The sequence below is a fragment of the Erythrobacter sp. JB2-19 genome, assembly GCF_057365005.1.
Map to the genome: position 1 here is coordinate 656,696 of NZ_CP200290.1, position 21,901 is coordinate 678,596.

Consider the following 21,901-nt stretch of genomic DNA (forward strand, 5'->3'; position numbering starts at 1 on the left):
AGCCATGGCAGACATCAACTCACCGGTCGAAATCGGCGTAACCACTGGACCGATCCGTGGCAGCCGCAAGGTCCATATCGGCGCACGCACCGGTAGCGGCATTCAAGTCGCCATGCGCGAGATTGATCTGGAGGGCGGCGAGGCGCCAGTGCGCGTCTATGACACCTCCGGCCCTTACACCGATACGAACATCAACATCGACATCAACGCTGGCCTCGCTGCGAAACGCCGTGACTGGATCATGGCGCGCGGCGATGTCGAGGAATATGACGCGCGCGAGGTAAAGCCAGAGGACAACGGCCAACTCGGCCCGGACCGCAGTGGCGGCGTTCCGCAATTCCCGAACGCGGTGAAGCGTCCGCTGCGCGCGAAGGCAGGCCAGAACGTCAGCCAGATGCACTATGCCCGCAAGGGCATCATCACGCCGGAGATGGAATACGTCGCCGAGCGAGAGAATCTGGGCCGCGAATTGGCTAAGGATTTCGTTCGCGATGGCGAGAGTTGGGGTGCGGAAATCCCAACCGTGATCACGCCGGAATTCGTGCGCGATGAGGTCGCCCGCGGCCGCGCGATCATCCCCTCCAACATCAACCATCCGGAAACCGAGCCGATGGCGATTGGGCGCAATTTCCTGGTTAAGATCAACGCCAATATCGGCAATTCCGCCGTCGCGTCAGACGTCGCCAATGAAGTCGACAAGATGGTGTGGGCCACCCGCTGGGGTGCGGATACGATCATGGATCTGTCCACGGGGCGGAACATTCACGACACCCGTGAATGGATCATCCGCAACTCCGCCGTGCCAGTTGGCACCGTGCCGATTTACCAAGCGCTGGAGAAGGTTGGCGGGGTCGCAGAAGACCTCACCTGGGACATTTTCCGCGACACCCTGATCGAGCAGGCCGAGCAAGGCGTTGACTATTTCACGATCCACGCTGGCGTGCGCCTGGCCTATGTGCCGATGGCCGCAAACCGCGTGACCGGCATCGTCTCACGCGGCGGCTCTATCATGGCGAAATGGTGCCTCGCGCATCACAAGGAAAGCTTCCTCTACGAGCATTTCGACGACATCACCGAGATAATGAAGGCCTATGACATCGCCTATTCCCTCGGCGATGGCCTGCGCCCCGGCTCCATCGCGGACGCCAATGACGAGGCGCAATTTGCCGAGCTTTACACCCTGGGCGAGTTGACCCACCGCGCGTGGAAGCATGACGTGCAGGTCATGATCGAGGGGCCGGGACACGTCCCCATGCACAAGATCAAAGAGAATATGGAAAAGCAGCTGCAAGTCTGCGGCGAGGCGCCGTTTTACACCCTCGGCCCGCTCGTCACCGATATTGCGCCGGGATATGACCACATCACCAGCGGCATCGGCGCCGCGCAGATCGGCTGGTACGGCACGGCGATGCTTTGCTACGTCACGCCGAAGGAGCACCTTGGCCTGCCCGACCGCGACGATGTGAAGGTCGGGGTTGTGACTTATAAGCTCGCCGCGCATGCAGCCGACCTTGCGAAGGGGCACCCGGCGGCGAAGGTGCGCGATGATGCCCTGTCAAAGGCGCGCTTTGAATTCCGCTGGAGGGATCAATTCAACCTGTCGCTCGACCCGGAAACGGCAGAGCAATATCACGACCAGACCCTGCCGGCAGAGGGCGCGAAGACGGCGCATTTCTGTTCCATGTGTGGGCCAAAATTCTGCTCGATGCAGATCAGCCAGGAAGTGCGCGATTTCGCCGCGAAGCAAAACGAAAGCCCCGAGACGTTCCTCGCAGCGGAGAAGCTGGGCGCCGACACCGCAGAGGCCAGCAAGCAGGCTGCGCTTAAAGGCATGGAAGAAATGAGCGAGAAATATAAGGACATGGGGCAGAAGCTGTATTTGCCGGACGAATAAGGGAGGTTGTGTCATGAACGATAAACTATCAATTGCCGCTGTGGCTTTGGGCGTTCTCTGCGCGGGGTGCAGCTCAACATACGCGCCGGTTGATGGCCGCACGGTCGCTCAAGCGGCCCCTTATGCAGCGCCCGCTGCACCGCAATTCCGCCCGCTGGGTGATGACCGTTTCCCCCTCTCCGAAGCAGTGCAGGTGGGCGATATCCTCTATCTGTCAGGACAGCTTGGCCTCGCCAAAGACGGGAGCGGCATCGTGAGCGGCGGCATCGAACCAGAAACCCGCCGAACAATGGATCGGATTGGCGAAACTTTGGCCGAATATGATCTCACCCATGACGCGCTATTCAAGTGCACCGTCTGGCTGGCAGATATGAGCGACTTTGGCGCGTTTAACGCGGTCTATAAGACTTATTTCAGTCCGAGCCGCTATCCCGCGCGTTCCGCTATGGCGGTAAAGGGACTGGCCGCTGGCGCGTTGGTCGAGGTGGAGTGTATGGCGTGGAACCCGCAGGGGTGAGGCTTCAAGAATAAGCGCGTGGGATAGAAGCTGTACTTGCCGGAGGCGTGATCCGAGAAATGTTTGGTTTCTGTAAGAAATCGGGTGCCGTTTCGAAGCTCGAGCATGGCACTTGGCGCTGTGCCAATTTCGATGCCAAGCAGGGTGAGAGTGATGGTATCGTCCCGACTTCGTCATCCTGAACTTGTTTCAGGATAACTCTATCGAGCCAGCATTACTTGTCCGGCCAAGGTGAGTTCAGCGCGGCGATGCGGGAGGAAGTCCAAGCCTTCTTCTAACCCCGCCCCAGTTTTACCAGCACTCGGTCCAGCTCCTGTAGGAAACGCGAGCGGTCGGCCTTTGAGAATGGCGGAGGGCCGCCGCCGATGCCGTCCATCCCGGCGCGCAGGTCTTCCATAATTGCGCGGGTCGCGATTGCGCTGCCAATGCTGGCCGCATCGAACGGCTTGCCATTGTGAGACAGCACCGCCGCGCCCGCCTTTAGGCACCGCTCGGCAAGCAAAATGTCGGCAGTGATCACCACGCTTAGCGGGTCCGCATTTTCCGCAATCCAGTCATCTGCTGCGTCAAAGCCATCGTCGACAACGATGCGCTTTATGCGTGGGTGATCGGGGATGCGGAATGGCGAATTGCTGACGATGCGCACCTGCGCCTTAAACCGCTCTGCCACGCGGTAGACCTCGTCCTTCACCGGACAGGCATCGGCATCGACCAGGATTGTGATGGGGTTTTGTGCTTCAGACATTGCCGAGGTTGTAGCGCCAAGATCTGAAAGAGTCTTTGTTTGGCTTCAAGCGCCAGCGCTCACATCCGTTCGCTTGGCTATCCTCGCTCACGCGATCATAGATCGCGTCGCTGCGGGCGGGCGCAAGGCCCTTGCGGTCGCTAACGCAACCGTGCTCCGCGACCAAGCCAACGGAAGCGGACCAAGTATCTTGGAGCAACATCTATCCCCTAGAATGGTTCGGCGAGCGATTAGCGAGCCGCAAGCGCGACCGCGCGCCGGCCGGTTAGGCCGAAAGCCAAGCGAACGGATGTGAGCGCCCGGCGCCTGAGGGCGCAAACAAAAAACCCGTGCTCCGCGACCAAGCCTCGAAAATCCCCCTCCGAAATCCCTCGAAATTCCCGCGCGGCTCCCCATATCAAATGGTACAACAAACCCCCTAAGAGAGGAGCTTCGCCCCCGATGCCAAACACCGAAACCATGCAGTTCCAGTTCAATTCTGACAGCAGCGTTATGGGCACAGAGAACGTCGCAGAGCGGATCGAGGTCGCTGTGCGTCACAAGCTTGCCCGGTTTGAAAATCGCCTCACCCGGCTCGAGGTTCACGTGCGCGATGACAATGCGCGCAAGGGCGGTGATGATGACAAGGCCTGTATGATTGAGGCGCGCCCGCGCGGGGACAAGCCGATCGGTGTCACCGAACATGCGGGCGATGTGGATACGGCGGCTCGCAAAGCGGCGAACACCATGGCTCAGCGGCTGGAACGCGTGCTGGGCAAGATGGAAAAGCACAAGCACGATCCGCGCCCTGATAAGGAGGTGTGAGGGAGCGGTGCCTGGAGGCTGGTCTTTGGCATTCCAGGACGGCCACAATACATCGTCATCCTGAACTTGTTTCAGGATAACCGTCTCAGAGAGGCTTCACCTGTTATGCTGAAGTGAATTCAGCATGACGGTGGGCATATGGCCAAACAACCTTGCGTCTATATCATAGCGAGCGGTCGCCGCGGCTACATCTATGTCGGCGTTACTTCCAATCTCGGCCAGCGCATGTGGCAACATCGCACTGGCGCACTCGAAGGGTTTGCCAAAGTGCGAAATTGCAAACGTCTCGTCAGGATTGAGGTGTTTGAGACCATGTATGACGCGATATCGCGCGAGAAGCAGCTGAAGAATTGGCACCGAGAATGGAAGATCAATCTAGTGGAGGAAGAGAACCCCGAGTGGATTGATCTGAGTCTGGAGCTGGGTTTGCGAGAGTGAGGCTTGTGGCTTGTCATCCTGAAACAAGTTCAGGATGACGGGGTAGTGGGCGCTTGCTCCGTGATCCTCACCAAGCTCCAGTCATAGCCGAGCTCGCGCACGCGGGCCTCTAGCGCGGCGCGCAATTCCGCGCTGGGCTGGGCCTCGCGGGTGAGCATCCATAAATAGCGCCCTGATGGCTCGCCGACGATCGACCACGGATATTGCCCTTCTGCGTCTGGTTCGCCGCGGTCCAGCACCCAATAATCGCCGTAGAACGGGCCGAAGAAGCTGACTTTCAGCTTGGCTCCGTCCGATCCCTCGACCACTTTGGCGCGGCCTTTGGCTTCGCTGAGCTTGCCATCAAGCCCGCCCTTGCGGCAGGAATTGAGCACCGCGATCTTGCCATCATCGCGCTCCGAATAGGTTGCAGTGACGCCTTCGCAGCCCTTTTGAAATGGCGCCTCATAGCGAGCGTATTCGTGCCAGGTGCCAAGGTAAGATGCCAGTGCGACCGGCTTTGCGGGCTGAGGCACGGCGGTGTTGCCGACCGGGCCGGGAGAGCCAGCACATGCGGCGAGTGCTGCTGCTCCGAACAGTGTGGTGAGGATACGTGAGGTGTGTTTGAAGATCATACTGGCTTAACGCGGGCGAGGGGGCACTTGTTCCGCTTTCCTACTTGCGATGGGTAAGACTATCGTAAGCCGATGCTCCATTTTCTTATGCCTAATCTTGCTTTCCTGAGCAGCGTTCGATCGATTTTTTCGATCAATAGGCGTGTCTGTGATCGGATGGTTTTTGTCCCTAGACTGTGTTCCAGCTGTTCCAAGCGCCCTGTGCGTGCGGCGAGTGGAGGAATGGGGCTTACGGGGCTGCGAAAAGCGACCTTTCATGGCGGCGCAGAAATGGCGGCTAACTCCTTCAAATTAGGTGATTGCCCAAATGTCTGCTAGTTGCGCCTTGCTGACGTCGAGATTTGCGACGGACTTCGAGATTTGCCTTCCGCCGTTTGGCCCCTGTGGCCCCCGGCGTAAACCAGACGACGACTTCCTTTCATTTGACGATTTGACGCACAACCATGCCTCGCATTGGGGCATGGCAATTACCGTTTCGCTTGAAAGGAAACGACTATGTCTAAGACTGGAACCGTAAAGTTCTTCAACACTGACAAGGGCTATGGCTTCATTCAGCCTGACGATGGCTCCAATGACAGCTTCGTCCACATCAGCGCAGTGCAAGCCGCCGGCATGCAATCGCTTGATAAGGACCAGCGCGTCAACTTCGACCTCGAAGAAGGCCGTAATGGCAAAGAAAGCGCTGTGAACTTGTCAGCTGCTGACTAAGCGATCCGTGGCGGGGCGGGGCTGCGATGGCTCTACCCCGCTGCAATCCCTCTGCGCGGGAAAACGCGCAAATGGGCTCGACAGATGTGAGCCAAGATATGAAGCGCTGATGACGCTGGCTATGGCCGCCGCAGCGCTTTCCTACTCGTACTGGCCGTGGTTAGAAGCGAGAGGATGGGCCACAGTAACCTCAGTATTAACCCTATAGTAGCCATGCGCGGTTAACGCGCTGGAAGGATTACGCTGCATGACAGCGGGGCTGGCCTTTGGTGCCAGCGCGGATCGTGACTAAGGGGTTTTGAAAATGCATCAATTGCAGGAAGTCTTTGCGACTGCCGCGGGGGAAAGAGCCTTTGAGGAGCGCTTGCATGCGCTGTTCGCCGCCTCTGATTTTGATGCTGTGGAGACAATCCTTTCAGAGCATATTGCGACCATGGACACCCCAGTGGCTGAACTGTGCCGCCAGCTTGATCATGATGCGATTGAGATCAATGGTCTCGAAGACGTGTTCGATTGCGTCGATGGGCTTGAAGGCGAACCCGTCAGCACGGTGATCATCGTCGCGGCGAACCCGCCAGACCTCGCCTTTGAAAAGGGCAAGACGCATGAGCCTTTCCTCGCGGCCATGCTCTATACGGACGAGGACTATGCCTTCTCGGGTACGCCCGCTGACCAGATAATCGCGGAATGCGGTAATGAAGAGGGTCCGGCCTGGGCTGGCAAAGAAGAAGACATTGAGCTCTATCTAGAGATTGAGGGCTTTGGCCCGCTCAACACCGCTTTGCTGTTCCACAAGCAGCGCCACTTCTTCCGCGATGACAACCCGCCGCAGGCGCCGCTGCGCTACGTCGAATATGTTGTTGGCTGTTGGTGGCGCGCGCTGAGGTGTCAGCAAGCGATCGCGGCCCGCGTGAAAGAGCACCTCCATCCCATCGGCATCGGTGCCGTCGTCGCTGTTGAGGACATGCGCCCTGAGCTGATCAGTGTTCTGGCCAAGCCTGCGATGGAGCAGGTGGCGGAACGCCGTCCGGTCGTGGAGCTTGCATCGATTGAGGCAGAGACCTTCATCCAACGCAAGGTGGTTGAAGAGGAGAAGGAATTCTCCGGTGCAGATCTGCGCCGCAAAGTTGATGAGATCATGGAAGAGGCGCCAGAGCCTGAGCCGAAGAAGCGTGGCTTCTTCAGCCGTTTGTTTGGGCGCGGGCGCTCCGTCGACAAGGCGGCTTAGTCTCAGCGCGCGAGCATTGTCTCTGTACGGCGCGAGTGCGTGCGCGTGTGTTTACCACGAAAGTCGCATAAATTAGGTGTTTGGGTATAAATCTGCTAGCCTTACGGTCTATCCAAAGAATCTGGCGCCGCTGCGCTTAGCTTGCGGCAAGACATGCCAAGTGCTTGCATGCACTCTGACCCCTGCTGAGCCAGAGCATAAAGAGAGACCATTACATGGCCCAAACTTACGAATTCTACAGCGAGCGCGCTGACGAAGCGGCAGCGCAAGCAGAAAAGTCTGATCTCGCCAATGTGCGTGAACGGCATCTGCGGGCTGAGAAAACCTGGCGTGGTTTGGCTGAGCAGGCTCGCAAGACTGTGCAAGACCGCGCCCGCGCCGATGAAGAGCGTGCCGCGCGCCGTGCGGCAGAGGCCGAAGCAGCCGAAGCGGCCAGCGCTTAAGAACGTACGAACGCTTTGTAGTGTGACCTCTCAGCCTATGCTGAGGGGCCAAACTTGCGCGCACTAGACACCTTTCCGGCCAAACACTTTCGCGCGCAATCCCTTGCCGCTTAGGCTTGGCATGCCCGGATTACTGGGTGTTGGCTGGCTGACTTGGGCGGGCTTTGGCGAGTCGGGATCAGGGTGCGCGGCACCTCCGTCTCCAATCGCGCGCACTTCGAACCTTCCGCCTATGCCCTCGGCCATGGTGCGTTTCTCGGCCCACTCATTCGCCAGTTCGGCCTTCGCGTCCTGTTCGCCAGGCATGAGGTTGGCGGGAAAGGACCGGTCGTTGAAGGCGTTTTCGTCAGCGACGTGATCCTCAGCGAGAAAATCATGCTCCACATGTTTAAGCGGAGTGAGTTCATAAAACGCCAATCCCGCTTCGCCATCTTCTGGGTCAGCATCGCGCCAGTTCACTCGGTATGATAGGCTGCGGTCTTCCGGCCCGAATGTATCGCCATTCGGGATGACATAGCCGTTCTCGGCCGTGCAGATATTCATAAAACCAATGATGGTTTCGAAATTGACAGCCCAAGGCAGCACATTGGGCTTGATCATGATTTCGCGGCCCAGCCAATGACGCGCGCCATAGGTGCGAATGCCCAACTCTTGATCTTCGCTGGGTCCTGCTCGTGGCCCGAACAGATACGGGTGGATGTGAAGCGGGCTCGGCGCATCCATGGCGGCAAAGCTGTCAAACATCTCACCAGAGATTAGCTGATCTGACTGCGTCCAATGCACGGAGGATGGGCTGGCATGGTCAGTGATAATCCGGCTCATCAGAGCCAAAACTTGTAAGCGCCGGTCAAATTGCTCCCGCGTCGCGCCTGCTTGTGTCACGCCGATCTGCTCAAACATCGCGGCGATTTTGGGATCGTTTTCGACACCGCCCATCACCCCATGCGACACCTCCAGCAGGATGTGACTGCGCGAGCGAGCAATGCGATCTCGAATGTCCGGGCACAGCATGCCGGTGACGGTCGACGACAATGCCGCGGCGAACACGTCTGGATTGGCCGGACCATCGACATATTCAAAGGTCAACATCAGCTCTTCAGAACCGTTGAATAGCCGATAGAATTTGCCTGGATTGGCCTCAGGCACGTTGAAAATCGCACCCGATTTCATCTCTTCGATCCGAGCGAAATCACGCACAGCCGCCTCTAGGATGTCGTGCGGCTCGTCGAACAGCAAAGCGGTTTGCAAACGGTTCGGATATTTCATCGTCTTGGGTCCCGGTTTCCAATCCGGGGACGGTAATGCAGCAGGCGTAAGTTTCCGGTTAACTATGCACCGCGTGCAGCGTGGCTGTAATGCGTGCAAATTCGCATTTTACGCGCTCGTGTCAGCCGACGCCAAGCTCTCCCAGAATGCTCTCGATCTGCTTTTTGACGCCGAAAAAGCCAGCCTTGGTATGCGGCCACGTGGCCCGATCAAGCTCTGGCAGCAGGGTGACGAGATTACCCGCTGCCTGCAATTCGGACAGCTCCGGCCATAGCGCATCACGGGTCCAACCAATAGGCAGATACGGCGTCACGACCCGCGTGACCTCGGCATCTGACAGTAGGTTAGCAAGGCATTGTTCGCTGTCCCACACGGTAGTTTTACAGCCAAACGCATCGGCCGCCTTGCTAAGCGAACCTGCGACGGCCTCTTCTGCGAAACTCAGCGCCTTATCGCTCATCTCGCGCGGCGACCGCGCGGCGGGACGGGCTGCGCCAATCACTAGGCTCGGCACATTGGGTAAGGTTAGCGTGGCGTGGCTCGCCGCTTCATCATGCAACAGTAGCGCAAACGGTTCTGCAAAAGCATCTTCGCTGGGAACATCGGGCAGGGACAATGGCTGCCTCGGGTGGTCGCGGGGTTCTTCGAGGGCTGTCGCTTCCATTGCCAAACCTTCTGCCGGCAGCGGGCCATTTGGGTGATTGACGGTGTAGGTGGCGATATTGTCCTGGCGAGCAAGGTAAGCCTTACCCTTAGTGTGCAGGCCTGCAACCCAGCGCCAGCTAAGCGTGTTTGAGGCTGCATCGCCGTCGATCAGGTTCCTCAAAAAGAGGTCCGCACCGAGCTGCCAATCAAGTTTGAGCGTGAAAATCCAAATGCTGGCGAACCACATGCGGGCGTGGTTGTGTAGATAGCCTGTTTCCATGAGTTCACGCGCCCACACATCAAAAGCTTCGATCCCAGTGCGGCCATAGATTGCCTCGCTATAGGCTCTTTCGAGGCGAGTATTGCTTTCCAAACGGCTGAAGGCCGCGTCACGATCTTTGCAATATTCCGCCCAAACACTTGGGTGTTGTTCGAGATAGCCTTTGAAATAGACGCGCCAGAACACCTCAGCGATGAATTTCTCCGACTTTTGCGGGCTGTGCTTGGCAAGCACGGAGGTGCAGATTTCGGTCTCGTTCAGCAGCCCTGCGTGCAGCCAAGGTGACAGCAGCGAGACATTGCTGCGGCCCGTTCCATCGTCAAAATTGCGAGCATCGGCATATCGTCTTCCGGCCTTTGGTAAAAAGGCGGCAAATTGCTCAAGGCCAGCGGCGCGAGTGGGTGTCCATTGCATGGAAAGAACAACCAAAGGCGCCTCCTAGAGTTCCAACAAAGTGCGCGCCACCGACCCTGAGTTGTGTAATTTTCGTGCTCAAACGCACAACAAATTTCGGAACATCTAATTTGGGGACTCGTTCGTATCTGTGAGCGAGCAAGCAAAACGGCTTGTTCCCATTCCCCCGCGAATGACTCCGAAATTTTTTGAAGATTACAAGGATGATCCCCCATGAACACCCTTAAATTGGCCTTGGCCTCAACCATCGCATTGTCGATTGCAGCCTGTTCGCCAGAAGCGGCGACCGATGACGTTACAACCGAAGATGCAATGGCGGCGGAAGAAGCGGCACCTGGCACGATTGTTGATGTGGCCGTTGGCGATGACAACCTCTCAACCCTTGTGGCGGCGGTGACGGCCGCCGAACTTGGCGACACTCTATCTGGCGAGGGTCCGTTCACGGTGTTCGCGCCAAACAATGAGGCATTCGCGAAGCTGCCAGAAGGCACAGTCGAAACGCTCACCACCGAAGACACCGAGACCCTCGGTACGATCCTGACATATCACGTCATCGCGCAGGCGGTTGATGCGGCTTCGCTGACCGGTGCAATCGAAGGTGCGGGCGAGGGCGGATATGAAATCCCAACCGTGAATGGCGGTACGCTGACAGCCAATGTTGTCGATGGTGCAGTGGTTCTGACCGATGCCGCTGGCGGCACCGCGACCGTAACCGCGGTCGATGTAGAAGCATCAAACGGTATCGTCCACGTCATCGATTCGGTGCTGATGCCTCAGTAATTCAAGCATTCTTCAACAAAGCTTGGAAGGGGCAGGCTCCATAAAAAGGGTCTGCCCCTTTTTGTGGGTGGAATACGCCTTTACACCCGACCGGGAATGAATTTGTCGACTGTCTGCGGTCAGATAGTGACGCTGGGGTTGGTTATCCCTATTGTTGGCGAGAAGCAGCGCAAAGGTAGATGTGAAATGATTGGCTTAAGGCAGATTTGCTTGATGATGCTGGGGGTGTTGAGCCTTTCCTCGTGCACTGCCAGTGGTGATAACCGCGCCGATACGCCTCAGAATTTTGCCGGTATTGCTGTCGATGAAACGATCAGTTTGAGCGGGACAGAGCCGTTCTGGAGCATGGCAATCGAAGGCAACAAGCTGACCTATACAAGCCCAGAGAACCTTGAAGGCGAGGTTACCGAGATCAGCCGATTTTCTGGCAACAATGGGCTTGGATTTTCTGGCGAGCTTGCTGGAGAGAGCTTGCAGATTGCCATCACACCAGGTGAATGCAGCGATGGCATGAGCGATTTCGAATATCCGTTTACAGCGACCGTCAATTTGGGTGATGCGACACTGCTTGGATGCGGTTACACCGACAGCAATTCGATTACTGGGGAAGAATCCGAATGAGCGATGCGCATGATGTCCAGATGGTCGAGGATCAGGCCATTACAGAGGGTGAAGATGCTGGTGTAGCAAGCGCCTATTCCGTCTCGCGTTATTGGCGGATGTTCTTTTGGACGGCTGCGGTCTTTAACTTGATCGTCGGCTTGGCTGGCATGCTCAGCCCAGAGGCAACGATCGATGCCCGGATCATCGGCTTGTTTATCTTCAGCTTTGGCATAGTGTATTTCCACGTAGCGCGCGAGCCGATGCGCTTTGGCCCGATTTTGTGGGCCGGCATCTTGAGCAAGATTGGCATTTTGGCGCTGCTCGCACCTCAAGTGTTTGGTGCCGCTGTTGTCGATCCGATGGTGGCGGGCGGATTGGTCGCGGACGGGATATTCGCGGTTGGTTTTCTGGTGTTTTTGATGAGCGTGATCGACGATTACGAGATTTGATGGGATACATCTAAGCCGTCACAGGGAAGCCTAAATTGGGCTCTGAGCGCCTGTGACCGGCACTATCTATATCCTCAAGAAACGCAGTCTGCCGCAGGGCTAGAACGAATAATTGCGCCGGAATCTCACCTAAAATCTCTATAGTGCAATGGCTTATCAGTCTGCATGCCTATGGCACCCGAATTTCTTGGAACGCACGCGTCCGATTGCCGTTTGGATGGCAATGAACAGATATGGCCGTTGCATTGATCACTGCGGCGGGAAAGCGGACTATAGTGAGCACCGACGAAGAACGCGATCCTAAGCGATCCGAGCAAGTATCTTTGAGCTTTGACGACGCGCCCGACAGGTTTCGGGCGGGCCACAAAGGCGATCAGTTTTCTGGCGCATCTGGCGTGCTGTTTGAGCAAGCCATGGCGCAAACCCGCATGGCGATCTGCCTGTGCGATCCGCACCAGCCAGACCTGCCGATAGTTTTTGCAAACCGGGCGTTTCGTCGCCTGACCGGCTATGGCGAGGATGAGATATTAGGGCGGTCATGCCGGTTCCTACAGGGCCCTGATACCGATCCGGAGCCGGTTGCGCGCATTCGCGAAGCGCTGGTCAATGAAGACGTCGTGGTGGTTGAGCTGCTCAATTACCGGAAGAACGGCACAACTTTCTGGAACGCTTTGCACCTCGGCCCGATCTACAACAGCGACGGCGAACTCGTCTATTTCTTTGGCAGTCAATGGGACGTGTCTGACGTGCGCGCTGCGCGGTCTGAGGGTCGCCATGCAAAGGAAATGGCGCGCGAGTTGTCGCACCGCATGAAGAATATGTTCGCGGTGATATCGGGCATCGTGAATGTAACCGGGCGTGTGCGGGGCATTCGCGCCGAGGCGGCTGAGATCAATTCCCGCATTCAGGCACTTGGCCGCGCTTACGAAACGACCCTGGATGATGCTTCATCCGGCAGCATCGATATCGGGCAAGCGATCAAGGCCGTTCTGCTGCCTTATGACCGCGATGAGGAACGTATGATCTTGCAGGGGAATGGTGTGCGTATGCCGTTTACCATCATCTCTATTGTCGGTCTAATCCTGCATGAGCTTGCTGCCAATGCGACCAAGCACGGCGCGTGGGCCACAGAAGAGGGCAAAGTCACCGTCAATTGGATGTCAGCGGAGGATAAAGAGGGCCTTGTCATCACCTGGGCGGAAGAAGGCGGCCCTCTCGTCATCCCGGATCAAATCCTCGCGGGGACGGGCACTGCAATTGTCGACCGGATGCTTGCCACGACTGATGGAACGATAGAGCGCGATTGGAACGAAACAGGCCTCAGAGCCGTTATCACTCTGCCGGTTGGGAGCGTGTGATGGCCAAGAGCTACACCATATTGCTATTGGAAGACGAACCTCTGATTCTGATGGATATGGAGTTTGCGGCTGAAGATCGCGGCTGCGAAGTGTTAACTGCGACAAATTGCGATACTGCCCAGCGCCATATTCAAAGGCTTGGGGCAGGCATAGACTTGGCGATATTGGACGTATCGCTGGGTGAGGGGTTGACTTGCTTCCCCGTGGCGCGTGAGCTTGATCGTCTGAAAATCCCTTACATCCTGCACTCAGGCGATCTGGATCGCCACAATGAGCGCATTCGCGAACTGGATGCCGAACTGATTGCCAAGCCAGCCTCAGCAGACAAAGTCATCGCTGCTGCAATCGCGCATTCGCAAGGTGCGGACGCTCAAGCTGTTCGCTTCGCCGCAGAGTAGAGCCTCTGGCTGCAGGCCGTCTGCCTTCTTAGAAGAGTCCCGGGATCTCAAACTGCGCTGCATTCGGCCGTTCTGGTTGCAACATCGTTTGGCGGGCCGAGCCTTGCGCTCGCTGAACCCCAGCGGCGCCTATGGCGGTGCAGGTGCGCCCGTCAAGAAAGTCCAGCGCCGCCGCTATTGAGGCTTCGTTCGGATCGCCAAACGGCGTGAAAATATCGTCGTCCGCTTGGCAGGTGTTGGGAACCTCGCTCGCTAACCCAGTGAAATATTCGCCATTCCCATCGGCATTGTTGGTCTGGAAAGTCACGGCGCGAACCCTGAGGTCGCAGGCCGCCAGGTCAAAGCCAAACTGTCCTACTGGCTTGCCAGAGGTTTCATCCCCGACCAGCGCCAGATTGTTGCCCAAATAAGGGATCATTGAGTTGATCACGAGCTCGCTGGCAGAGGCTGTGCTTCTGCGGCCAATGAAGGCGATCTTCGTTGGCTGGATCGCATTGGCTTCGGACTGGAACAGCTCGGTTGAGTTTTCCGAGGATTTTGAGGGGCGCAGGACCGTCTCGCTAAACACTTGGCCCGTGCGTCCTGAACCCAGCAGGTCGCCGAGCAGGTCGGCAACATCGACCAATCCGCCGCCATTATAGCGGAAATCGATGATCAGTTCGGTTACCCCCTCGCTTTGGAACAGGGCGAATGCATCGCGCAGCTCGTCAGACGCGCTGGCAACGATAAAGGTGCGAAGGTTCAGGTAGCCAACCTTTTTGCCAGCATCATCAAGCACAAGCGCGCCATATCGATCAGATACCGGATCTAGCGCGAAATCAGCCTTCGTAATGCTGGATTCTGTGGTCGTGTTGGTCGCAGTCCGGAACTGGATAACCCGAGTTGTGCCGGCGGTTGACGGGCCAAGCGCGTTGATGACCGATTGCGGCCCGCCTGAGGACATCAGTGAGGACACGTTCTGCAAATTGCCGCTGCTGGTGCCAATCGCCAGCAATTCTGTGCCGCGATCAATGCCTGCACCAAATCCTGGTGCATTCTCATAGGCCTCAAGCACAAAGACACGGTTGTTGACCGTGTCATAACCAAGCCTGATGCCAAAGCCGGCGTTAGAGCCGGAGTTAATCAGCGCGTTTTCTTCTGCGATAGATGTTGCGAAGGTAAAGCCCCGGTCACGCGACTGGGCGCGGGCAGGGGCGACCAATGCATCTAAATAGCCCTGGAGGTCGGTGAAATTGCTGGCCACTACTGTATTGTCGACGAGATTGGGGAACAGGTACCATTCGTCGATTACGTCTTTGGCGAACTGCTGCTGATCAGCGAGCGCGCATCCTGCTGTGGCTCCGCCACTACCACCACCGGTTCCTCCGCCAGTGCCGCCGCCTCCTGTACCGCCGCCGCTAGCGGTTTGGCCTGATCCTCCCCCACCGCCGCAAGCGGCCAATGAGATTGCTAGGAAGGTGGACAGGACAATGCGACCAATGGTCATGCGGTGCGACTCCGGCTTACAAAGGGGTCTTTGATCAGTATTTCTATACGATTAGCATGGCTGATGAACCCTAAGTGAGCAAGATTGCGCCCGCGTTAATGGGCGAATGCCAGGCACGTCTGCCCGCAATGTGCATCAACGAAAGGCGGGAATTCTGCCATTTGGATACAACTTTTCACAAATTTGGACGAGTTTTCCTCAGAAACCGGGGCAAAGCTTAGCTGAAACTCTCGTCTTGGCGATCCGATGCGCCTAGTTTGCACAGAAGATTTAGGAGGAAATTGCTTCGATGACTGGTTTGCCTGATTGGCTTAGAACTGCATTGCCTGCTTCTGCGCAGCATGCGGGCTTGGCGATTGCGCAATTGGGAAGCGAACGCAATTTTGCCCGCGGTGGGTTTAAGCTAACCAGCCCCGCGTTTGATCCTGGTGAAGAACTGGACCCTTGCTTCAGCGCTGAAGAAGAGGACGCCGTCGCTCCGCCGCTTGAATGGAATGCGCCGCCGCCAGGGACGCAAGAATTGGTGCTGATTGCGGAAGACGCAACAAGCGCCAGCGATGAGCCGGATTGCCATTGGCTGGTCTGGGGTCTGAAGGGGCAAAAGGGCATGCTCTTGGAAGGCGAAACGCCTCCGCGTGCCGGAAAGAATTCCAAAGGCAATTCGGAATGGTTGCTGCCTAATCCGCCAGAGGGTGAGACGCGGCAATATGTGTTCCAATTGTTTGCAACAGAATTGCCGCTGACATTGATGCCTGGGGCAACCCGCGCCGATTTGTTGGCGACATTAGAAGGGTCGATAGTCGCCAGCGCATTGTTGGTCGCCCCATTTACTGGTTCTGCCGCTGAAGATGAGGGCGACTGGGCCGAAGACGATATTTGAAGTTGAATACGTGACTTTGATTTTTGAAACCTGCCACCACTGAGAAGGAGAGGATCATGGCTGGAAAGACTAATGCACTGCAGAAACCGGTGCAGCTTTCGTCTGAACTTGAAGCTGTCATCGGCAAAGGCCCGATGACGCGCGCGCAAGTGACGTCAAAGATTTGGGAATACATTAAGGGCAACAGCCTGCAAGACAGCAAAGACAAGCGTCAGATCAATCCTGATGGCAAGCTCAGCGCTGTGATCGGTAAAGACCAAATCTCAATGTTCAAAATGACGGCTGCGGTGTCTAAGCACCTCACCTAAGAGTGATTGCTGGCGGCGTCGCACAGGTTCTACGTGCGGCGTCGCCAGCCCACTTCTCCAGCGAACAGGGCCAGCCAGATCAATATCGGTTGAGCGATCATTCGCGGAACATGATAGCCAAGCTCAAAACCGCCATCAGGGTTCGCCATGTCCATGGCAAAATGATTGATATTGGCGGGCCACACACACAAAGCGTACAGAGCAAGGCCGATACCGCCTGCCCTCCTTATTGGTTTGGAGAAGGGCTGTAGCAGGGCAATTGCCCCGGCGACCTCCGCAATACCCGTCCAGTAAACGACCGCTTCTGATGCGGGCACAAAGCTCGACATGATCGCCAAAAATGGCCCCGGCGTGGCGATATGTGCATAGCCAGCATAGCCGTAAAACACGGCCAAGGTGATCCGCACAAGGGAGCGGCTCAAAGGTTTAAGGTTCCTCTCGCTACGCTCTGAGGTGCCGTTTGCGCGAGGCTGCCTTTCTTGTGAATTACTGATTGGTCATTCCCCGCCGCTTCGCAGAAAGCCGCTTCCCTTCGCCCTACTGCTTGCTAAGACAATGCATAGCTGATCTGGTCCATGCTTAGGAGCTGTTATTTGTCATGAAATACGCCGCCGCCTTGCTCGCCGCTTCCCTGCTGATCTCGCCGCTTGCCGCGCAAGAAGCTGGGAGTGATGCAGCCGTGCCGGATCCTGCAGAAGCGCTTGCCACGGCTGCGCTTGAGGCTGCGCCCGTGTTTGACGGGCACAACGATGTGCCGATCCAACTGCGCTCGCGGTTCGACAACCAGATCAATGATTTTGACTTTGTCGATACCACAGGCACCGGCGCGACCCATCCAGAGGGGCGGGCGATGCATTCTGACCTGACCCGCCTGGCCGAAGGTAAAGTCGGCGCGCAATATTGGTCGGTCTATGTGCCAACCGGGATCAGTGAACCAGAAGCCGTCCAAATGACGATGGAACAGATCGACGTGATGAAGCGTCTGATCGCGCGTTATCCCGATCAATTGCAGTTTACACTGACTGCCGACCAAGCCGAAAGCGCCATGGCGGAGGGACGGATTGCTTCATTCTTGGGAATGGAAGGCGGGCATTCGATTGGCTCCAGCCTGGCAGTCCTGCGGCAAATGTATGCGCTGGGCGCGCGCTATATGACGATCACCCATTCCAAGAACACGCCGTGGGCAGACAGCGCGACCGATGCGCCTGAACATGGCGGCTTGACCGAGTTCGGCAAAGACTTGATCCGTGAGATGAACCGCATTGGGATGCTCGTCGATCTGAGCCACGTCAGCGAAGACACGATGATGGACGCGCTTGATACGACTCGCGCTCCGGTGATCTTTAGCCATTCTGGCGCGCGTGCGATTAACGGTCATGCGCGCAATGTACCCGACAGCGTGCTTGAAAGATTGCCTCAAAATGGCGGTATTGTGATGGTCGTTGGTTTGCCTGGCTTTCTCAACGAAGAACGCCGCCAGTGGTATAGCCAGCGCGAGGCAGAGCTGGCGCGGCAGGAATCGCTCAACCAGGGGCAGCCGAGCATTGTTGAGGCGGCAATGACAGAGTGGGATGCAGCCAATCCAGAACCGCAGACGCCGGTTAGCCAGATGGCCGACCACATCGATCATATCCGCTCCGTCGCGGGCGTTGAGTATATTGGTATCGGGGCGGATTTTGATGGTATGCCAACCGGGCCGATCGGTATGGAAGATAGCGCAGGCTATCCTGCGCTCTTTACTGAACTGGCCCGCCGCGGCTACTCGCAGACAGAGCTGGAACTCATCTCAAGCCTCAATGCGATGCGCGTTCTGCGCGCGGCCGAACGTTATTCGAGCAGTGTTTCAAATATGCCGCCGATTGAAACACTGATTGAGCCTGGCGAGTGATCCTGTAAGGTGCCCGCCAGGGCGAAGTGCAAAACTGGTAATTAGCCGTAGATTGCGGGAATGACCCAGACGAGGGTCATTGCGACAACCGCTGCGGCCAAGCTGATGCCCAGAACCCAGCGCATCACACCTGTCGTTTGCGCGCCGCGTGCGTCATCATCTTCGATATGAATTTCATCGCCTTCCTTATGCATAAAACTCTCCGCAAAATGAGACTATAGGTAAATTAACGGAGAGAGTCAGCAATCGTTCCGGGCTCGCTAGGCTGGCTAGGTCTACAAACTACTCGCGTAGCAGCTCATTGATGCCGGTCTTGGAGCGTGTTTGTGCATCCACCGTCTTCACGATCACCGCGCAATAGAGCGACGGGCCGGGGCTGCCATCAGCCAAAGGCTTACCCGGCAATGCGCCTGGAACAACCACAGCATAGGGTGGAACTTCGCCGCGGTGAACCTCTCCTGTGGCGCGGTCGACAATCTTGGTCGATGCGCCGAGGTAGACACCCATTGATAGCACCGCACCCTCTCCAACGCGCACGCCCTCTGCCACTTCGCTGCGTGCACCAATGAATGCGCCGTCGCCAATGATCACGGGTTCCGCCTGCAAGGGTTCCAGCACGCCGCCAATTCCAGCGCCGCCGGAAATATGCACGTTCTTGCCGATTTGCGCGCATGATCCGACGGTTGCCCAAGTGTCGATCATGGTCCCTTCGTCAACAAATGCGCCAATGTTTACAAAGCTTGGCATGAGGACAACGCCCTTGCCGATATGGCTGCCGCGTCGAACGACTGCCCCAGGGACGACGCGAAATCCAGCGTCGTTGAAACGGTTCTCGCCCCAACCTGCAAACTTGGTTGGGACTTTGTCATAGGCTGCTTCGCCGGCAGAGCCTCCCTCCATGACGTGATTGTCACGCAGGCGGAATGAGAGAAGCACTGCTTTCTTGAGCCATTGGTTGACACGCCAACTGCCATTGCCATCAGGTTCCGCCACTCGGGCTTGGCCATTGTCGAGCAATGCCAGGGCATCATTCACCGCATGACGCACATCGCTACCCGGTGTGATGTCGGCGCGTGATTCCCACGCAGCTTCGATTTGGGTGATCAACTCTTGTGACATAATTTCTCCAAAATGATTGCTCTTGAATTTGCCTTAAGCCGGAAAATTCGCCGCAGTCTTCATCGGTTTTCAAGGTTGGTGTGCTGCTAGCCCGGTGGGGTCTTAGTCACAAGGGCTCTCAACGGGGGACTGTTATTTTGGGGTCTTTGCCGCATTCGTCTTGCGTTGTCATTTGCTTTGGTTTTAAGCCCTACAGCTAGAAGGGTATATGAAGGATAATCTTGATGGAAAAGAGTCCCAATTGCCCGATCAGCTGGAAAATTGTTGTCGCTGCAACCGCTTGCGCCGCACTAAGTGCTTGCGGTGGCAGCCCAGGCGGTGCTGGCGGAGGCGGGCCAGTTTCTGCCCCGGCTCCCTCTCCTCCGCCTCCACCACCGCCCCCGCCGCCACCTCCGCCTCCGCCGCCACCACCGTCCACCACCAATTTCAATACAGCCGAATTCCGTCGCTCCGACGGACCTGAATTTCACGGGGCTATCTCAGCCTGGGAGCAGGGGTTCACCGGAGCCGGAGAGATCATTGCTGTTATCGACACCGGTCTGGACACTGACAGCCCCGAATTCGCAGGCCGAGTGAATGCAAACTCTGCTGATGTCGTCGGAAATCGTGGGGTCGATCCAGAGGATGACCACGGCACAAATGTTGCATTGGTCGCCGCGGGTGGGCGCGATGGCATCGGCGTGCTTGGAATCGCGTTTGATGCAGAAGTGCTAGCGGTTCGTGCCGACAATGTTGGCTCTTGCGGTGTAGACACGCCTTCAGATCCGTCGCTCGGGTGCTTGTTTGGCGACAGAAATATAACGGACGGCATTGATCTCGCGATCAGTTCTGGCGCTGCTGTGGTCAATATCAGCCTTGGAGGCGGGCGGGCTTCTGGTGGTTTGCTCAATGCAGTTGGGCGAGCGGCGAACGCGGGATTGGTGATTGTCGTATCGGCGGGCAATTCAGGCGATGGCTCAGACCCCGATATTGACCCGGATCAACCTGATCCCTTTGCAGCTGATTTACAGCAAGCGGGAAATGGCAATGTGATCATTGTCGGTTCGGTCGATGAAAACGGAGCGATCTCTGATTTCTCAAACCGTGCCGGTAACTTTGGCAGCTCCTTTATCAATGCGCGTGGTGAAGCTATCTGCTGTGTGTACGAGAATGGAGAGGTGTTCATTGAAAACATCAATGGGCAGGACTTTGTCACATTGTTCTCTGGGACGAGCTTCTCTGCTCCACAGGTATCCGGTGCGGTCGCATTGCTGGCGCAGGCCTTCCCAAATCTGACTGGTCCAGAGATTGTCCAAATCCTGCTTGATAGTGCACGCGATGCTGGTGCGACCGGCGTTGATGCGGTCTTCGGTTCAGGCATTCTTGATATCGGGGCTGCTTTTGCTCCAGCAGGCACGACGACATTGGGGGGAACCCAAACTAGGCTGGCGCTAGCCGACGATGTGGTGATTGGCTCGGCTGCGATGGGCGATGCGCTTAGCGGGATCAGCCTTAACGCGGTTGTGACCGACAGATTTGATAGGGCCTACACCGTTGATCTGGGAGCACGCACGCGCAATTCTGCGCAGATTCAGAGACTTCGCGGTGTGGTCGAGCGGAACGGGATCAGTCGCGGCGGCACAAGCGGCGCTTTATCGATGGCGTTCACCTTAGCAGACACTGCACGCTCGGGCGAGCTTGGCTGGACTCAGCAATTGCAACTCACACCAGAAGAAGCGCAGGGTGCACGGGTTCTGGCGGCGCGGGTTGCCGCCAAGGTCGCGCCAGATATCCAGCTTGGCTTTGCTCTATCGCAAGGAGCCGGCGGTTTGGTCGCGCAGTTACAAGGCACAGACCGTCCGGCATTTCGCATCGCACCGCAAGCAAGCGGTGATGATGGCTTTTTCCAGAACAGCGAGTTTTCCCTGGCTGCGCGCCACCAGCTTGGGCCTTGGGGACTGACTGTGTCCGCCGATCGGGGTGATGTGCTGCTTGGGGCCGATAGACAAGCAGACACTGTTCTGAGCGGAGCGCGCGAACAGAGGCCAACGCAAAGTTTTAGCCTTGCTGCGGATCGCTCCATCGCCGGCGTGGACGCGGTCGTCTCTCTCACTTGGTTGCAGGAAACAGATACATTGCTGGGGGCGCATTTCCACGACGCACTTAGTGTGAGCGGAGCCGATACGGTCTTTCTTGATACCGCATTTGGTCATGAATTTGCGCGCGGTTGGCGGATGGGCGCCGCTTACCGTCAGGGGATTACGCGGCCTCGAGGCGGCGCGCTGATCGGTGACGGTTCACAATTGACGAGTGAGGCCTGGTCGTTTGATGTGACCCGCTACGGCGTTCTCACCAATAGCGACAGTTTGGGCCTTCGTTTCAGCCAACCCTTGCGGGTCAGCGGCGGCGGGTTGAACCTCGATCTGCCAGTGGCGTATGATTATGTGACCGAGAGTGCGATTTTCGGAACACAGCGGCTCTCGCTGTCTCCGGAAGGGCGCGAGGTCATGGGTGAACTCGCTTGGCAAGGGCCGCTATCGTTCGGATATGCTTCAGCAAGTCTGTTTTATCGCCGTGATCCTGGGCATTTCGCGGCATTGCGTGACGATGCTGGCGCAGTGGTGAGCTTTAGTGCGGAGTTTTGAACGCTCAGACTG

At 57.2% G+C, this 21,901-nt stretch carries 24 protein-coding genes; 16 read left to right on the forward strand and 8 right to left on the reverse strand.

From position 1 onward, the window contains the following. Positions 1-4 precede the first annotated feature (4 nt). Both thiC and AC0V6O_RS03340 read left to right on the forward strand, forming a co-directional pair. Positions 5-1,894 (forward strand): phosphomethylpyrimidine synthase ThiC, encoded by a 1,890-nt coding sequence (gene thiC / locus AC0V6O_RS03335; RefSeq protein ID WP_486141518.1) that lies wholly within the window; start codon positions 5-7, stop codon positions 1,892-1,894. Positions 1,895-1,907: 13 nt separating this feature from the next. Then, positions 1,908-2,411: a RidA family protein gene (locus AC0V6O_RS03340; RefSeq protein WP_486141520.1), complete on the forward strand. Its 504-nt coding sequence runs from the start codon at positions 1,908-1,910 to the stop codon at positions 2,409-2,411. A 274-nt stretch (positions 2,412-2,685) separates the two neighbouring features. Here the strand turns inward: AC0V6O_RS03340 and AC0V6O_RS03345 are convergent, their stop codons facing one another. Then, the gene (locus tag AC0V6O_RS03345; RefSeq protein WP_486141522.1) at positions 2,686-3,156 is read right to left on the reverse strand and encodes a YaiI/YqxD family protein; all 471 of its coding nucleotides are present in this window, start codon (positions 3,154-3,156) and stop codon (positions 2,686-2,688) included. Positions 3,157-3,597: 441 nt separating this feature from the next. Between AC0V6O_RS03345 and AC0V6O_RS03350 the strand changes: the two genes are divergently transcribed. Further along, positions 3,598-3,960, forward strand: a complete 363-nt coding sequence (locus AC0V6O_RS03350; RefSeq protein WP_486141524.1) for an HPF/RaiA family ribosome-associated protein — start codon at positions 3,598-3,600, stop codon at positions 3,958-3,960. Positions 3,961-4,098: 138 nt separating this feature from the next. After that, a complete protein-coding gene (locus tag AC0V6O_RS03355) occupies positions 4,099-4,398 on the forward strand; it encodes a GIY-YIG nuclease family protein (protein ID WP_486141526.1) in 300 nt (99 codons plus the stop codon). A gap of 29 nt (positions 4,399-4,427) precedes the next feature. Here the strand turns inward: AC0V6O_RS03355 and AC0V6O_RS03360 are convergent, their stop codons facing one another. After that, positions 4,428-5,012, reverse strand: a complete 585-nt coding sequence (locus tag AC0V6O_RS03360) for a lipocalin family protein (protein WP_486141528.1) — start codon at positions 5,010-5,012, stop codon at positions 4,428-4,430. A 495-nt stretch (positions 5,013-5,507) separates the two neighbouring features. On the opposite strand from AC0V6O_RS03360, the gene AC0V6O_RS03365 reads away from it, so the two are divergent. From AC0V6O_RS03365 to AC0V6O_RS03375, 3 genes are all read left to right on the forward strand, one after another. Beyond that, the gene (locus AC0V6O_RS03365; RefSeq protein ID WP_472640701.1) at positions 5,508-5,720 is read left to right on the forward strand and encodes a cold-shock protein; all 213 of its coding nucleotides are present in this window, start codon (positions 5,508-5,510) and stop codon (positions 5,718-5,720) included. A 304-nt stretch (positions 5,721-6,024) separates the two neighbouring features. After that, entirely contained in the window at positions 6,025-6,948 is a 924-nt protein-coding gene (locus AC0V6O_RS03370) for a hypothetical protein (RefSeq protein WP_486141530.1), read from the forward strand. Between the two features lie 215 nt (positions 6,949-7,163). Then, a complete protein-coding gene (locus tag AC0V6O_RS03375) occupies positions 7,164-7,391 on the forward strand; it encodes a hypothetical protein (protein WP_472640703.1) in 228 nt (75 codons plus the stop codon). A gap of 63 nt (positions 7,392-7,454) precedes the next feature. Here the strand turns inward: AC0V6O_RS03375 and AC0V6O_RS03380 are convergent, their stop codons facing one another. Both AC0V6O_RS03380 and AC0V6O_RS03385 read right to left on the reverse strand, forming a co-directional pair. Then, positions 7,455-8,657, reverse strand: coding sequence for a hypothetical protein (locus AC0V6O_RS03380; protein ID WP_486141532.1), 1,203 nt, complete (start codon positions 8,655-8,657; stop codon positions 7,455-7,457). Positions 8,658-8,778: 121 nt separating this feature from the next. Beyond that, positions 8,779-9,996 carry an FAD-binding domain-containing protein gene (locus tag AC0V6O_RS03385; protein ID WP_486141534.1) on the reverse strand — a complete coding sequence of 406 codons (1,218 nt, stop codon included), beginning with the start codon at positions 9,994-9,996 and terminating at the stop codon, positions 8,779-8,781. Between the two features lie 213 nt (positions 9,997-10,209). On the opposite strand from AC0V6O_RS03385, the gene AC0V6O_RS03390 reads away from it, so the two are divergent. From AC0V6O_RS03390 to AC0V6O_RS03410, 5 genes are all read left to right on the forward strand, one after another. Continuing rightward, complete coding sequence (locus tag AC0V6O_RS03390; RefSeq protein WP_486141536.1) at positions 10,210-10,776, forward strand: fasciclin domain-containing protein; 567 nt, start codon at positions 10,210-10,212, stop codon at positions 10,774-10,776. A 213-nt stretch (positions 10,777-10,989) separates the two neighbouring features. Next, complete coding sequence (locus AC0V6O_RS03395) at positions 10,990-11,397, forward strand: COG3650 family protein (RefSeq protein ID WP_486141538.1); 408 nt, start codon at positions 10,990-10,992, stop codon at positions 11,395-11,397. Beyond that, positions 11,394-11,828 (forward strand): hypothetical protein, encoded by a 435-nt coding sequence (locus tag AC0V6O_RS03400; RefSeq protein ID WP_486141540.1) that lies wholly within the window; start codon positions 11,394-11,396, stop codon positions 11,826-11,828. Before AC0V6O_RS03395 ends, AC0V6O_RS03400 begins: the two co-directional genes overlap by 4 nt. A 275-nt stretch (positions 11,829-12,103) precedes the next feature. After that, positions 12,104-13,186: a PAS domain-containing protein gene (locus tag AC0V6O_RS03405; protein WP_486141542.1), complete on the forward strand. Its 1,083-nt coding sequence runs from the start codon at positions 12,104-12,106 to the stop codon at positions 13,184-13,186. Continuing rightward, the gene (locus AC0V6O_RS03410; protein ID WP_486141544.1) at positions 13,186-13,584 is read left to right on the forward strand and encodes a response regulator; all 399 of its coding nucleotides are present in this window, start codon (positions 13,186-13,188) and stop codon (positions 13,582-13,584) included. Before AC0V6O_RS03405 ends, AC0V6O_RS03410 begins: the two co-directional genes overlap by 1 nt. Before the next feature lie 28 nt (positions 13,585-13,612). On the opposite strand, the gene AC0V6O_RS03415 is transcribed toward AC0V6O_RS03410, so the two are convergent. Further along, entirely contained in the window at positions 13,613-15,070 is a 1,458-nt protein-coding gene (locus AC0V6O_RS03415; protein WP_486141546.1) for a S41 family peptidase, read from the reverse strand. Positions 15,071-15,359: 289 nt separating this feature from the next. Here AC0V6O_RS03415 and AC0V6O_RS03420 point away from each other — a divergent pair, with 289 nt between their 5' ends. Together AC0V6O_RS03420 and AC0V6O_RS03425 are read left to right on the forward strand one after the other, a co-directional pair. Next, positions 15,360-15,950, forward strand: coding sequence for a YbhB/YbcL family Raf kinase inhibitor-like protein (locus AC0V6O_RS03420; protein WP_486141548.1), 591 nt, complete (start codon positions 15,360-15,362; stop codon positions 15,948-15,950). 56 nt (positions 15,951-16,006) lie between these two features. Beyond that, positions 16,007-16,258, forward strand: coding sequence for an SWIB/MDM2 domain-containing protein (locus tag AC0V6O_RS03425; RefSeq protein ID WP_472640715.1), 252 nt, complete (start codon positions 16,007-16,009; stop codon positions 16,256-16,258). Between the two features lie 29 nt (positions 16,259-16,287). Here the strand turns inward: AC0V6O_RS03425 and AC0V6O_RS03430 are convergent, their stop codons facing one another. After that, entirely contained in the window at positions 16,288-16,680 is a 393-nt protein-coding gene (locus AC0V6O_RS03430; RefSeq protein ID WP_486141550.1) for a DoxX family protein, read from the reverse strand. A gap of 176 nt (positions 16,681-16,856) precedes the next feature. Between AC0V6O_RS03430 and AC0V6O_RS03435 the strand changes: the two genes are divergently transcribed. Continuing rightward, on the forward strand, positions 16,857-18,146 hold the full coding sequence (locus tag AC0V6O_RS03435) for a dipeptidase (protein WP_486141552.1): 1,290 nt from the start codon (positions 16,857-16,859) through the stop codon (positions 18,144-18,146). Positions 18,147-18,187: 41 nt separating this feature from the next. Here the strand turns inward: AC0V6O_RS03435 and AC0V6O_RS03440 are convergent, their stop codons facing one another. Continuing rightward, positions 18,188-18,340 (reverse strand): hypothetical protein, encoded by a 153-nt coding sequence (locus tag AC0V6O_RS03440; RefSeq protein WP_472640718.1) that lies wholly within the window; start codon positions 18,338-18,340, stop codon positions 18,188-18,190. An 88-nt stretch (positions 18,341-18,428) separates the two neighbouring features. Further along, positions 18,429-19,265, reverse strand: a complete 837-nt coding sequence (dapD, locus tag AC0V6O_RS03445; RefSeq protein ID WP_486141554.1) for a 2,3,4,5-tetrahydropyridine-2,6-dicarboxylate N-succinyltransferase — start codon at positions 19,263-19,265, stop codon at positions 18,429-18,431. Positions 19,266-19,489: 224 nt separating this feature from the next. On the opposite strand from dapD, the gene AC0V6O_RS03450 reads away from it, so the two are divergent. Continuing rightward, the gene (locus tag AC0V6O_RS03450; RefSeq protein WP_486141556.1) at positions 19,490-21,889 is read left to right on the forward strand and encodes a S8 family peptidase; all 2,400 of its coding nucleotides are present in this window, start codon (positions 19,490-19,492) and stop codon (positions 21,887-21,889) included. Positions 21,890-21,901 lie beyond the last annotated feature (12 nt).